This window comes from Rhizobium sp. ZW T2_16 (assembly GCF_044987325.1).
GTDB lineage: Bacteria > Pseudomonadota > Alphaproteobacteria > Rhizobiales > Rhizobiaceae > Neorhizobium > Neorhizobium cellulosilyticum.
In genome coordinates, this window is sequence record NZ_JBJDRG010000018.1 from 18,173 (window position 1) to 31,437 (window position 13,265).

Annotated in this window: 14 protein-coding genes; 6 read left to right on the forward strand and 8 right to left on the reverse strand. The window is 54.2% G+C overall.

Annotation, left to right across the window (positions count from 1 at the left end):
* Positions 1-111: 111 nt before the first annotated feature.
* Complete coding sequence (locus ACI3K0_RS25315) at positions 112-1,089, reverse strand: aldo/keto reductase (protein ID WP_404946445.1); 978 nt, start codon at positions 1,087-1,089, stop codon at positions 112-114.
* A gap of 281 nt (positions 1,090-1,370) precedes the next feature.
* Here ACI3K0_RS25315 and ACI3K0_RS25320 point away from each other — a divergent pair, with 281 nt between their 5' ends.
* Positions 1,371-1,847: a MarR family winged helix-turn-helix transcriptional regulator gene (locus ACI3K0_RS25320; protein ID WP_202034510.1), complete on the forward strand. Its 477-nt coding sequence runs from the start codon at positions 1,371-1,373 to the stop codon at positions 1,845-1,847.
* Between the two features lie 46 nt (positions 1,848-1,893).
* Here the strand turns inward: ACI3K0_RS25320 and ACI3K0_RS25325 are convergent, their stop codons facing one another.
* Positions 1,894-2,340, reverse strand: coding sequence for a winged helix-turn-helix transcriptional regulator (locus ACI3K0_RS25325; RefSeq protein ID WP_404946446.1), 447 nt, complete (start codon positions 2,338-2,340; stop codon positions 1,894-1,896).
* A gap of 209 nt (positions 2,341-2,549) precedes the next feature.
* Between ACI3K0_RS25325 and ACI3K0_RS25330 the strand changes: the two genes are divergently transcribed.
* A complete protein-coding gene (locus tag ACI3K0_RS25330; protein ID WP_404946447.1) occupies positions 2,550-3,095 on the forward strand; it encodes a hypothetical protein in 546 nt (181 codons plus the stop codon).
* Positions 3,096-3,257: 162 nt separating this feature from the next.
* The gene (locus ACI3K0_RS25335; RefSeq protein ID WP_234908210.1) at positions 3,258-4,217 is read left to right on the forward strand and encodes a GlxA family transcriptional regulator; all 960 of its coding nucleotides are present in this window, start codon (positions 3,258-3,260) and stop codon (positions 4,215-4,217) included.
* On the opposite strand, the gene ACI3K0_RS25340 is transcribed toward ACI3K0_RS25335, so the two are convergent.
* The 4 genes from ACI3K0_RS25340 to ACI3K0_RS25355 all read right to left on the reverse strand — a co-directional run bounded on the left by ACI3K0_RS25340 (position 4,212) and on the right by ACI3K0_RS25355 (position 9,342).
* Positions 4,212-4,862 carry an HD domain-containing protein gene (locus ACI3K0_RS25340; protein WP_404946448.1) on the reverse strand — a complete coding sequence of 217 codons (651 nt, stop codon included), beginning with the start codon at positions 4,860-4,862 and terminating at the stop codon, positions 4,212-4,214. The genes ACI3K0_RS25335 and ACI3K0_RS25340 overlap by 6 nt on opposite strands.
* A gap of 58 nt (positions 4,863-4,920) precedes the next feature.
* Positions 4,921-6,375, reverse strand: coding sequence for a catalase (locus ACI3K0_RS25345; protein ID WP_404946449.1), 1,455 nt, complete (start codon positions 6,373-6,375; stop codon positions 4,921-4,923).
* A gap of 229 nt (positions 6,376-6,604) precedes the next feature.
* Positions 6,605-8,167, reverse strand: coding sequence for a DHA2 family efflux MFS transporter permease subunit (locus ACI3K0_RS25350; RefSeq protein WP_174011544.1), 1,563 nt, complete (start codon positions 8,165-8,167; stop codon positions 6,605-6,607).
* The gene (locus ACI3K0_RS25355) at positions 8,164-9,342 is read right to left on the reverse strand and encodes an HlyD family secretion protein (RefSeq protein ID WP_404946450.1); all 1,179 of its coding nucleotides are present in this window, start codon (positions 9,340-9,342) and stop codon (positions 8,164-8,166) included. The genes ACI3K0_RS25350 and ACI3K0_RS25355 overlap by 4 nt, the downstream gene beginning before the upstream one ends.
* Positions 9,343-9,438: 96 nt before the next feature.
* Between ACI3K0_RS25355 and ACI3K0_RS25360 the strand changes: the two genes are divergently transcribed.
* Positions 9,439-10,155 carry a TetR/AcrR family transcriptional regulator gene (locus ACI3K0_RS25360; protein WP_174011538.1) on the forward strand — a complete coding sequence of 239 codons (717 nt, stop codon included), beginning with the start codon at positions 9,439-9,441 and terminating at the stop codon, positions 10,153-10,155.
* A 1-nt stretch (position 10,156) separates the two neighbouring features.
* Here the strand turns inward: ACI3K0_RS25360 and fabF are convergent, their stop codons facing one another.
* Both fabF and ACI3K0_RS25370 read right to left on the reverse strand, forming a co-directional pair.
* Positions 10,157-11,440, reverse strand: a complete 1,284-nt coding sequence (fabF, locus tag ACI3K0_RS25365) for a beta-ketoacyl-ACP synthase II (RefSeq protein ID WP_404946451.1) — start codon at positions 11,438-11,440, stop codon at positions 10,157-10,159.
* An 80-nt stretch (positions 11,441-11,520) separates the two neighbouring features.
* Positions 11,521-12,021: a nuclear transport factor 2 family protein gene (locus ACI3K0_RS25370; RefSeq protein ID WP_404946452.1), complete on the reverse strand. Its 501-nt coding sequence runs from the start codon at positions 12,019-12,021 to the stop codon at positions 11,521-11,523.
* Between the two features lie 183 nt (positions 12,022-12,204).
* Between ACI3K0_RS25370 and ACI3K0_RS25375 the strand changes: the two genes are divergently transcribed.
* Positions 12,205-12,540 carry a MarR family transcriptional regulator gene (locus ACI3K0_RS25375; protein ID WP_404946453.1) on the forward strand — a complete coding sequence of 112 codons (336 nt, stop codon included), beginning with the start codon at positions 12,205-12,207 and terminating at the stop codon, positions 12,538-12,540.
* A gap of 95 nt (positions 12,541-12,635) precedes the next feature.
* Positions 12,636-13,187, forward strand: a complete 552-nt coding sequence (locus tag ACI3K0_RS25380; protein WP_174011526.1) for a nuclear transport factor 2 family protein — start codon at positions 12,636-12,638, stop codon at positions 13,185-13,187.
* Positions 13,188-13,265 lie beyond the last annotated feature (78 nt).

The window sequence follows — 13,265 nt, forward strand, 5'->3', positions numbered from 1 at the left end:
GTTTTCAGCTGGCCATCGGCGTTCGGAGCGATATTCGGCGGCCGCTTCGTTAAGTTAATAAGCCCTGCCAGAACGCAGTGGAGGTATCGCATCGGACCTATGCGCTCGCTATCAGGCAACAGGCGCACCTGCGAAAGGCCACGATCCCGTAAAGCCCTCCACCTTGTCAGGCCGGTCAAGCAGTGCGGGATGACTTGCGTGGTCAAGTCGCCCGAGTTGCTCTTGCGAAAGAATTACGTCTAGGCTTCCTAGATTGCTTTTCAGCTGTAGCTCGGTCTTCGGACCGACCATCGGGATCAATCCCTTGGCGGCAACCCACGAGATCGCTACACGATCTGGCGAGCTCCCGATCTCCTGGGCAATTTGTAAGAGGGTATCGACAATCTGCGAACGTTCCTCGCTATCCTCTGCCTGGAAAACGTTTCCGCCGAGACCCTGCTGGCGTCCCTGTTCGCCGTTCCGGTATTTACCGGTCAACATGCCGCCGCCGAGAGGAGAATAGGTGACGACGCCTAACCCAAGAGCTGCGGCAGCTTGGAACACGTCGCGCTCGGGCGTCCGATGGACCAAGCTGTACTCTACCTGCACTCCGGCTATCGGGACGGAGCCCGTCATTTCCGCTAGCGTCGAGGCTCTGACTGTCCTCCACGCGGAGAAGTTAGAAAGTCCGCCATAGAGAATTTTCCCGGCGCGTGCGAGGTCGTCAAATCCTCGAACGATCTCCTCGCTGGGCGTCACACCGTCCGCATAGTGTGCCCAGTAGATGTCAATGCGATCCGTCCGAAGCCGCTTCAAACTCGCTTCGATGGAGGTGACCATCGCTTTTCGGCTGTTTCCCGTCACCAAAAACCCGCCCCCTGCGGCCGCGCCCATCGTGAACTTCGAAGTAAGGAGAAACTCTTCGCGCCTCCCTGCAAGAAGTTGGCCAAGGAACTCTTCAGATTGACCGAACTGGTAAAGGTCAGCCGTATCGATGAAGTTACCTCCAGCCTCGGAATATGCGTTCAGAACACGCCCGGCCTCTTCGATATCGCTTCCATATCCCCATCTTTGACCGAAATTCCCTGTTCCAAGAACCAGTTCGGACACTTTCAGGCCTGTCTTTCCAAAGACTTTCGTTCGCATATCAACGTCTTTCGATTATCTGAATAAATACTGCTTAACCCGACGACCTCAGGCTACAGTCTCGATAAAGGTAGCGATGCCCGACTCTGCTCCACTCGCATTTACGTGCATATGAGCCTATTATTCGAACGTGAGTTTTGCAAGCTGACATTTGAGTTTTCGTACTGAGTAGCGTTATTGAAGCTCGAAGAACGCTGCGCGGCGGTTGCACTGCCAGCGACAAATAATGCAAGGAGAGTGACCAGATGGTCAAAAGCCTGTCGATGCCCTTTGAACGTGAGGCCGTGATTCCCCTCGTATGCAACTGCACAAAGTTGCGCCGCGCAGCACGTAGAATCTCTCGTTTTTATGACGATTGGCTCGCGAGAACTGGCTTAAAAACGACCCAGTTTTCTATTCTGGCTTCCCTCGCCCACTTCGGACCGAAGACGATGCAACATCTGGCTGATCAGATGGCCATGGACCGGGCGACCATGGGTCACAATATCAAGCCACTTGAACGAGACGGCTTCGTCGCTGTTAGCACTAATCTTAACGACCGTCGTTCAAAAATCATCGTTGTCACCCAAAAGGGTCTCGACGCTATCGAACTTGGCCGCCCATTATGGACAGAAGCCCAAAAAGAATTTGAGCATCGCTTCGGGGCCGAAAACGCGGCCCTGATGCGAGAGATGACAGACACGATTGCGGAGAGCTTCAGGGATCCAGCAAGAGCCGACTGATGGTAGGTAGTTCCTGCCCTCCGCATCGTATCTACAACAGCTATTTTCAAGGTTTGTCTCGGTCCACCAAGCGAAACCGCGGCGCGCGCAGGGGCTCGAGCGTCAATCGATCGACCATGATCGGATCTACAGGCCTGCCAGTCTCGGTGTCTACAAAATTTACCGCAGGCTTACCCGCAGAGTAATGTGCATTGCCGTATGCGATTAGCGCCTGGATCACACTCTGAAATTCTCTTCCTGCCTCTGTGAGAAGGTATTCGTAGCGGGCCGGCTTTTCGCAATATCGGGACCGTTCCATGAGGCGGGCCTCGACTAATGCGGATAGCCTTTTGATAAGCATCGCCGGCGCGATATCGAGGCTTGTTTGAAACTCGTCGAAGCGGCGCTTGCCTCGCAACGCGTCCCTAAGGATCAAAATTGTCCACTGTTCGCCCACCCGCTCTAGCGTTTGAGCTATCGGACAATCCACGTCCTTAAAGCTTTTTCTTTTCATCCGACATCCGACTCGATCTACAGCTCGGCATTTATACCGTGTGGCAAAACATCCCGACAGTTCCAAGAAATTACTTCAGCAATAAACTTTATCCAGCCTTCGCTCTTGAGATACCGCTCGCTTGCGAACGACATGGAATGTAACTATCATGATGATAGTTACGAGCAAGCTTCGGATCATACACCGTCTTCAGTCAAAGGAGGACGACAATGACTATCATTGAAAAACAGGGTCCATATTTCGCCCCCTCGAATGTTGCCATGAGACGGCCGGGATCGGAGGATTTATCATCATTTTCTTTGGTTTCAGACGAACAGCCAAAGCAGCGGAGCCACGGGAGCTTGGAATCCGGTGGCGCGATCTCGAAGTTCGCCGATTCACTTTGGTCATTGTCATTTGACGGACTGACACCATCGCCGGAGGCTGATCTTGATGAGAAAGACGACCTCGCGGCAGAAATCCATAGATGGGCCAACATGGATGTCGGTGAGAAAATACGTGCTCAGTATTTGGCCTCACGAGGCCTGACGGAAGACGACTTGGCCAATATGTCTGCGGACGATCGTAAAGCGATTGAGGACGAAATTAAAAAGACTATCGAGGAAGCCTCAGGGACAGACCAAGCCGTGCACCAGGTGGCAATGCAGTTCCCGTCGGACATAGGTCAAGATCCGCGGGGTCAGTCAGACCAGAAGTCTCCTCATCACGATAAGCTTCGGAACAGTCCAGAAGACACCGAAAAAGACGGCATCTGACCGGCAAACCTAACCAGTGGTGCCGGTCCTATCCGCAAGTACTAGAACGCCAGCGCGGCAATGCTGTTAGCTGACAGAGAATTATTCCTGCGCACCCTTACCGAACACAAAATAAGGGCGCGAAAGAATACCTGAGAGAGGATTATGGTGAGGAAAGTGGGAATGATAATCTTCGAGGGCGTACAAGCCCTCGACGTTTCCGGCCCACTGGACGTCTTTGCTGAGGTCACGGCAATGCTTGCTGGCCAGGATGGCTACGAGATCGTCCTCATTGGTCCATCCACAGATAAGGTAAAAGCATCGAACGGTATGGCATTGGTCGCGGACCTGAGCTTCAAAAACGCCCGTGGACCATTTGATCTTCTGCTTGTCGCGGGCGGTCCATCACTACCTCTCGAGGCAGCGTCCTCGGAGTTGGTTGAGTGCCTTACTCGCTTAGCTGCCACAAGCAACACGTACGGGTCGGTGTGCACAGGCGCATTCTGCCTCGGTGAGGCGGGCCTACTTAATGGACGCAAGGTGACGACACATTGGCAAAATGCCGCTCGACTTGCAGAAAGGTTTCCTTTGGCTCGCGTCGAACCTGATTTGATCTACGTCCAGGATGGTCCAGTGATCACATCTGCTGGTGTCACCGCAGGTATCGATCTGGCGCTTTCTATTGTCCGCGAACATCACGGTAACGCGGTTGCATTGGCTGTCGCCAAAAGGCTTGTCGTCGTCGCGCAACGTAATGGCGGCCAGTCGCAATTCAGTCCATATCTTGAGCTCTCTGGACTATCTTCATCTCCACTGTCGATTATCGCGGAGCACGTGATGGGCAACCTTCGTGCTTCATTAACGGTTTCTGATCTCGGCAAAATCGCAGGAGTGAGCGAGAGAAGTGTCGCTAGGATCTTCGCGGATGAGGCCAAGACGACACCCGCCGTGTTCGTGGAAAATGCACGTATCGACGCTGCGAGGAACCTGCTGGAAAGCGGTGGGCAACCTCTTAAAGTGATTGCCCACGATTGCGGGTTCGGGAGCCCTTCTCGAATGCGTCAGGTTTTCAGTCGAAGACTAGGAATAACCCCCACAGAATATCGCAATCGTTTTGCGCTTCGATCGATCGCCAGCTCATGAATCCCAAGGCGAATTCAGAATCATCTCGGCGAAGTCTCTGCGTTCATAGCTTGGATCCATCTTCGACAGGACGTCAGCCTTTACATTACCGAATGTAGTCTCGGGCTTTCGTATGGTGCCAAGGCAGAACGATGTCAGGATTCCGTGCTTGAATTTCAATCCGCGCGGGTGGCATTCACAGACCTCTTTCCTTTGCGCCTCGGGGAACTCGTCGTAACCGATTCCAAGAACATCCATCTCGACCCCGGCAGTCACGAGCGCAACGATAGGCCTCTTATGTTGCGGAATGCCCGGGGTCGTGTGGAGAGCGATCGAGTCCCAGACATCATCGACCTCCCTTTCCGCGACATCGTAGGATGAGAGAAAGTCACGCGCTGCATTCGCTCCATCAACCTCAAACCGCTCTGTGTCGCTGGCATATCTATCCATAATGCCCATGTCATGAAACATGGCTCCGATGTAGAGCAACTCGGGGTCGTAACTGAGATTTTTGCGCTCACCGGCCAGCGCTCCGAACAGAAATACGCGCCGAGAATGATGGAAAAGCAGATCCGTTTCAGTGTCCTGGACGAGTTCGGTAGCGGCTTTCGCCATCGCGCTGTCAGGGATTTTGATACCAGCAACGATATCGACTGACTTGGTCATACGAGAGAACCTTTTAAGAGGGTGATCAGCCAGACAACAGTGATCACGGTTTTTGACGTTATTCAGCAAAGGCTGGTTTAGCCGCAAGAGCTGCAGCGATTCCTTCACCGTAGGCGGGGTCAGCTCTTGTACAGTTGTCGATGTGACGTTGGCGGACAGCGTTAGACACACCCTCCATTGCGCGCGCCGTATTGTTGAAAAGGACCTGTCTTTGCTCAGGTGACATCATCCTGAACAGATTTCCTGGCTGTTCAAAATGGTCAACGTCGACGCGGTGATCCCAATGGTCTGCATCACCCGAGACTTTCAGTGGGGGCTCGCGGTACGCAGGCTGCTCTGCCCAGTCTCCATACGAATTTGGAACATAAGCTTTCGTCGAACCGTGATTGCCATCAACCCTCATAGCGCCGTCCCGATGATAAGAGTTGTGCGGGTTTCTTGGCGCGTTGACCGGAATCTGATGATGATTCACGCCCAGCCGGTAACGGGCCGCGTCTCCATAGGAGAAAAGCCGCGCCTGGAGCATCCGATCTGGGGAAAACCCTATTCCGGGAACCACGGCTGCCGGTGTGAACGAAGCCTGCTCGACTTCAGCGAAATAGTTCTCTGCATTGCGGTTAAGCTCCATCACCCCAACCTCGATCAGGGGATAATCCCTGTGGGGCCAAACCTTGGTCAAATCGAAAGGATTGACGGGATGCGTTTCTGCCGCGATCTCAGGCATGATCTGGACGTAGAGCGTCCATCTCGGGAAATCCCCATTCTCAATGCTGTCGTAAAGATCACGATGGTGGCTCTCGCGGTCTCGGCCAATGAGAGTGGTCGCTTCTGTATCGGTGAGGTTCTTAATTCCCTGTTGGGTTTTGAACGTGAATTTAACCCAGAAGCGCTCGTTTGCTCCGTTGATGAAGCTGTACGTATGACTGCCAAAGCCATGCATGTGTCGGTAGGTCGCTGGAATACCGCGCTCGCTCATCACAATAGTCACCTGATGGAGCGATTCTGGAATGGAAGTCCAAAAGTCCCAATTAGTCTCGGGGTTTCTCATCCCGGTCCGCGGGTCCCGCTTAACGGCGTGGTTGAGGTCGGGGAAGCGAAGTGGGTCTCGAAAGAAGAACACCGGCGTGTTGTTTCCTACGAGATCCCAATTTCCTTGCTCCGTGTAGAATTTTAGCGCGAAGCCTCGGATGTCACGCTCAGCGTCCGCGGCTCCCCGTTCTCCGGCGACAGTCGAAAACCTCGCGAACATCTCTGTTTTCTTCCCGATTAGGGCAAAAATGCTCGCTCGCGTGTATGCTGTGATATCGTTGGTAACGGTGAATGTGCCGAAAGCACCGGCGCCTTTGGCATGCATGCGACGTTCGGGGATGACCTCACGATCGAAATGGGCCAGTTTTTCAATGAGCCAGACATCCTGCAAGAGGGCTGGGCCTCGCGGACCCGCGGTCTGGATGTTGAAATTGTCAACGACCGGCGCGCCGGCGGCCGTGGTGAGTGGTTTCTTCGATTCCATGAGATTGCCTTGTTGTCGAACCAGGCGTCGTGTGACGCCGCATGACCACAAGCATTGTCTTTTTCAACGCCACTCCTCAACGGCATTGCTGCGCTTCATCCTGCCAATAATGTGCGGTTTTCTGCCAAGGGAGATATGGTGGCAGAAAAGCCCCGCCTCGACTTACGAGACGGGGCTCCGTCAGGTCGGACCATGGGGACCTGAACCGACCAACTGCCGACATGCAAAGCTAGTGCGCACCCGCTCCGCCACCCGGCATTGGCCTTTTGGCCAGAAGCAGGGTGAGTGCTGCGAGAGCCAGTACGGTCCCGATCACAGCAAACGTGTCACTAAATCCCATGATCAAAGACTGCTTCTTCACGACGCGGCCAATGGCGATCACTGCCTGCCTTTGTGCAACGACATGGTCTGTCACACCATGAGAGATGAAATAGCCGGTCAGTTGATCGAGCCGTTGGCGAACCTCGTCCCGTGCAAGGGTCACGGATTGACCGATGATGTTCGAATGAAACTGCTCTCGTTTGGTCAGGATTGTGCCGAGAGACGCGGTTCCCACCGCTCCGCCGAGATTTCTCAGCATGTTGGTCAGGCCGGAAGCGGCAGCCGCGTCTGCAGGCGCTATACCTGCGGTCGTGATCGCAGTGATTGGGGTCAAAACAAGTGCCTGTCCTATCGCCCGGATAATGTTCGGTATCCAGAACTGATCTCCAGCGTTGTCGGCAGACAGGAAAATGTTGAGAAAACAGCTCCCAGCAAAGATCGATATTCCGACAAAACCTATATACCGCGGATCAAATCGTTTCATCAAAAGAGGAACCAAGGGAATGAGCAATAGCTGGGGCAAGCCCGTCCAAGCCAGTACGTACCCGATTTGCTCGGCGTTGTAGCGTTGCACTTGACCGAGATACTGCGGGAGAATGTAAACGGTCCCGAACAGGCCTATGCCCACCAAGACATTAACCAGGACACCGATCCCAAAGTTACGCTGAGCTAACAGCCTGAGCTTTACCAACGGCTTCTCAACTGTGAGTTCAATCCAAATGAATGCGGTTAGGAATATTGCTGCGACGATGCTAAGTTTGACGATGAATGGCGACGAAAACCAATCATCCTTGTTCCCCTCCTCGAGCACGGTCTGAAACGCGGAGAGTCCTATGGTCATTGTGACAATGCCGAGCCAGTCACCCTCACGCAGTAGGCTCAACCGCATTGGAGACGGCGACAGGGTTATCGCCAGCGCGGCGGCCATGACAGCGCTTGGAGCGGCGTTAATATAGAAGATCGTCTGCCAGCCATAATTTTCTGTCAGAAAGCCGCCAATTGTTGGCCCAATTGCGGGTGCGAAGGTAACGGACAGTGCGAAGATTGCCAGACCGAGAGGTTGTTGAGGTTTTGGCAGCTTCGTCAGAACCATGGTGAAGGCCATGGGGATAAGGACACCGCCCGCAAAACCTTGCAATCCGCGCAAGACGATCATTGTGCCCAAATCGTGAGCAAACGAACATGCGATGGAGAAGATTGGAAAAAGGACCGAATTGACTAGGATATAGCGACGAAACGAGAAGACGGTGCTCAGGTAGGCCGTCAAAGGGATGACGACGATTTCGCCAATCAGGTAAGATGTCGAGATCCAAGCTCCGTTATCGACGCCAGTGCCAATTCCTCCCTCGATCTCGAGCAAAGAGGCATTTGTAATCTGGATATTCAAGATCGCCATGAAGGCGCCAATCATGCCGGCAAGCACCGCAATCCAATCTCTCGCGCTTGCACGCGCTGTACGATCGCCGCTCATTGCGCTGTCCCTTGGTTCGCTGTCAGCGATCTGATATCAATCGCAGGCTGAACGGACATGCCGGGCCGCAGGTCATCCAGGCCCGAACCATCAGAGTCAAACACGATACGAACGGGAATGCGCTGCACAATTTTGGTGAAATTGCCAGTCGCGTTATCTGGCGGGAGGAGAGCGAATTCCTGACCGCTCGCGGGCGCCACGCTCTCGACCTTTCCATGATAGAGCCGGTTCGGATACATGTCTATTTTGATCTCAACAGGCTGCCCTACCCGAACATCGGTCAGCTGGGTCTCTTTGTAGTTTGCGACGACATAAACTCGATTGTTCGGTACAATTGACATCAGCTGTGTGCCGGCCTGAACATATTGCCCGGAGCGCAACGTTCGATTGCCGACCACCCCATCCATAGGCGAGATAATCTTTGTATAGTCGAGGTTGAGGTCTGCCTGCCGCTTCTGGGCCTTAGACCGATCAAGAGCTGCAGCCGCCTGGGCTACCTGTGCAGTGAGCAACAGAACCTGCTTTTTTGCAGTTTCGAGCGCGGCCTCGTCACGCGCGATTGTTGCTTTGGCTATAGCGATTTGAGATGCCGCTTGCTGCGCGGTCTGTACGGGCGCATATCCATTGGTAGCCAGACTAGCGTAACGCTTATTGTTCTGTTCCGCGAAGACCTCATTGGCGCGGTCCACATCGAGCGTGGCCTGTGCGGCAGCGATGTTCGACTTCTGGATATCAAGAGAAGCGCGGGCAGCGTCGAGAGAGGCACCCGCTGCCATGACATCGGCATTTGCTTGATCAAGGGCGGTGCGATAATCACGGTCGTCGATTACCGCTAGTTGCTGCCCCTTCGTTACGGGCTCGTTATCCGCCACCAATACATCAGTCAGGTATCCAGACACCTTGGGAGCCATAGCGCCGCTATCTGCTTTGACGTAGGCGTCGTCCGTTTCAACCTGAAACCGGCCTACGGTCCAGTAACCGTGGCCATAATAGACGACTGCCGCAGCCATCACCGCCGCGCCTATAGGAAGTAGAAGACGTTTCAGTTTCGTTCGGGATCCGCGGGCCGGGTCGGTATTATCCGCCCTTTCTGAGACATCTGCTGGGGAGGTGACCTCAGTCTTTGCAATAGGGGATTGGGGAGATGCATCAAGCACACGTAGTTTATCGGTCATGGATCACCAGGAAGAGAGCTGCACTATTTTGGAAAATTGAGATTTTCCAAAATATGTTGTATGTAACACCTGTCAACTGGAATTTGGAAAATGCCGATGGTCCAAAATGATATACCTATCAAAAGGCCTCGTGGTCGCCCGCAAGTGCGCTGCGATGAAGACACGCGTTCGGTCATAATCGATGTTGCTTGCCGCGCTTTTCGTGCCGATGGATATGAGGCAACCAGTATCAACGCGATTGCACAGGAAGCCGGGGTTTCGACGAAGACCTTCTATCGCCTCTTCCCGGCGAAGACCGACCTCTTTTCGGCGGTGGTCACGACCCGGATTGACGATTTCCTGCTTAAACTAGATGTCGATGTTCTCGAGAAGCTGGGATTGGAGGAAGCACTGATCCGGATTCTGTTCGCCTACGGAAGCCTGACACTGTCTGAACGTACGGTTCGATTGATGCGGTTAGTCGTTAGTGAATCCGACCGTTTTCCGGACTTGGCCGCAGCCTTTTACGAAAAGGCGATCGTCCGCACGAATGACTTCATGGAAGCGTGGCTTCGGGGAAGAGTTGAAGACGGCGGGTTGGCCCTTGAAGATATCCACGCCGCTTGCGGAATGCTGCGCGGCATGATGATCATGGAGCCGCAGCGGGCGTCACTTCTCAATCAGGCACCCCTTTTACAGCCAAAAGAGATCGAGGATCGTGCAAGGTTGTGTGCGTCGATATTTCTGCGCGGAGCAGCCACTCCTCATCAATGCTCACATTCATCTTTGACCGCCGCATTCTTGGGCACGGAAGTAGGCGGCATCCCTACGTAGCTCAAATTGGCGCGGGCCCCAAAATTACCGTGGCATTCACGCCGCCAAAGCCGAACCCATTCGACATCGCGTAATGGACTGGCTTTCGACGCGCACTTCCTGCGATGAGATCTAATCCCGCGGCGGTCACATCGGGATTGTCAAGGTTCAGCGTCGGGGGAAGCACACTGTCATGGATCGCAAGGGCCGTGAAAATTGCTTCTAGTCCGCCGGCTGCGCCGAGCAAATGCCCGGTCGACGACTTTGTGGATGAAATAGCGGGGCCAGCGCCTTCCCCGAATATCGCTCGAATTGCAGCAAGTTCGCCGGCATCCCCGACTTGGGTCGAGGTTGCATGAGCATTCAGGTAGCCGATCTCCTCTGAACGTAGTGACGCCATGGTCAAAGCTCTCCCCATCGCAAGGCGAGCCCCCTCTCCGTCTGGCGCGCCGGCTGTCAGATGGTAGGCGTCGGCACTTGTGCCATAGCCCAGAATCTCAGCAAGCGGTGTAGCGCCTCGCGCGAGCGCGTGCTCAAGCGTTTCAAGCACGAGGATACCTGCGCCTTCGCCCATTACGAACCCGTCCCGATCGCGGTCGAATGGGCGTGATGCCCTCTGCGGCGTGTCGTTGTACGAAGTTGAAAGTCCGCGTGCGGCGGCAAAACCTCCGAGCGCGACGCGATTGACGCACGCTTCAGCGCCCCCTGCCACCACAACATCTGCCTCCCCTGTTCGCAGCAGTCGCATGCCATCTCCGATAGCCTGAACACTTGCTGCGCACGCCGTAACGGGCGCACCGATCGGTCCCTTGAAACCATATCGGATGGAGACATGGCCTGCGGCAAGATTCACCAAAAATGCGGGCACAGTGAAAGGTGAGAGCTTGCCGCTCCCACGAGTGTCAACAGTTCTTACGGCCTCAGTTATGGTATGGAAGCCACCGATTCCCGACGCGATCACAGTTGCCGTGCGCTCCTGCTTTACCGAACTATCAGCCTCCCAACCTGACTGGGCGATTGCCTGACGCGAAGCTTCAAGCGCGAAGACGATGAACCTATCCATCTTTCTCCGGTCCTTGGTCGAGATTACCGCATCAATATCGAGACCAGCCTCATCCTCACCGATGGTCGGGACCATTCCCCCGACCTTGGCGTCGATGTCAGGGACTATGTCGTCGCTTAACCGGATGAGACCACTGGCCCCGGAGATCAGCCTGGACCACACCGGCTCAACGCCAACCCCGAGCGGAGAGACGATCCCCATGCCGGTAACAACAACACGCCCGCTCGATGACTGGAAAACCATCTAAATTCCTTCCACGTGATTTTTGGCCCTATGCCGCTGGCAACCCAGGCTGACGATTTCGAAGCCTCCTGCAGATCAAATTAGAAGTGGTGAACCTTGTCTTCGGAGACGTTTTCGACACGCTTGTGCTTCACCGCGAAGTGACCACTTGGCAGTCGAACTAGAGTATCGGTTACCATTGCGTAGGAGATGAGCTTTGGAAAATGCTGATCAAACTCCATGATTTCCATCGGAGCGGATTTAAGGGCATTAGCTTCTGAGCTGGGAGCAACGCGGATAAGCAGAATGTAGTAAGTGACCTGCACATCCCCGCTATCAAGGACGTCAACGACGTGGTTGCAGTTATGTCTTCGGACGCCAAGGGTGATCGGTTCATAAGCCTGAAGGAAATGTTCGAGCTCATGCTTTCCAACGCTTCGGCCCAGCGGATGATCGACAACGACATCATCCGCAAATGCGTTGAGCAGTTTTGCGAGTTCCCAACGATCAAAATAAAAATTGATACGGTTCACGAAATCAATCGCATCGCTTCGTATCTGAGCGGCAACCTGCGTACTCTTCAAGATCGGGCCATCGTCCATTTTGCACCTCCAACTAACTGTTCGTCGCGCGCCTTCCAGCAAAATCCGAAAGACATACTTTACATATGTGTATTTACACACTAACAAGGCGAGATGGAAGATGCAATAGGGCCAAATGCTTGTTACTGTTTCACATCGAGGAAAAGCTCCCGATGGATCACGCGTCTGTATGATGCTGCCCTGGTGCCGAGTGGTCTGACGATCTCGCAGTATTCGATCCTGACGGTTCTCGAGCATCATGGTCGAATGAAGGTCTCGGAAATGGCCGGCTATATGGTGATGGAGCGGACCACTCTCGTGCGTAGCCTTAAGCCACTTATAAAGGATAGCATTGTTCTCAGTTCGCAACAGATTGGCGATCGTGCGCGCCACTTCGAGCTGAGCGAATTTGGAAAGGCGAAGCTCAAAGACGCTTCGCCTCTGTGGCTGTCCGCCCAGCGCCAGTTTGAAAAATCAGTTCAGCGCGTTCGAGCTCTTGAGTTTCGGGATTACCACCTGGCAATCCCGGATGGAGGCTAACAGCCTCGTCCAACACGTAATTTGTCGGGACATCTCGGGCGGCAAATTGCGACCCTAAATGTGTATATACACACCTAATAGAGGAAATATATCTTATGACCGCAGCCTTTCCGGCCATCATGAAGCAACAGCTTCTCGACCCAGCGGACCACATCAGTGCAATCGACTTCGTCAACCGGTTGAACTGGCTTTTCGAGACTTGGGATGTCGAGGGCATGATCGAGTCATTTACTCCCGATGCCGTCGCCTATCACTTCCATGGAACGATCCGCGGACACGAAGGTATCCGGCACTTCTTCGAAGTGGACTATCCGTATCTCATCCCAGGTGTGGGACGTCACGCGACAAACCACATCGTCGACCGGGACGGCGATGGCGTTCAAGTTCGCTATCACAATCTTCTCGTCCGCCATGCTCAGCCGGAAGACGCCGTTAAGCTCGGGGCAGGTCAGGTCATGGAGAGCGATGCCGATTTGCCGGGTATCTGGCTTTACTCGCCGATGCGCGATCGACTGGTCAAAACGGCTGACGGATGGAAAATTTGGGAACGCTACATCGGGGGCTCCACGACCAACACGCGTCTCTCACCGGCTACGCAGGACGCAGCGGCTTTGGTGCAGTTCATGCCTCGTCCTCAGATTAAGTGAGCAAGGGACCGGCCGGCCAAGCATCGGATTACTGTCTTAAGTGCTTGGCTCATTTTATTTTGCATTATCGAGGATAAA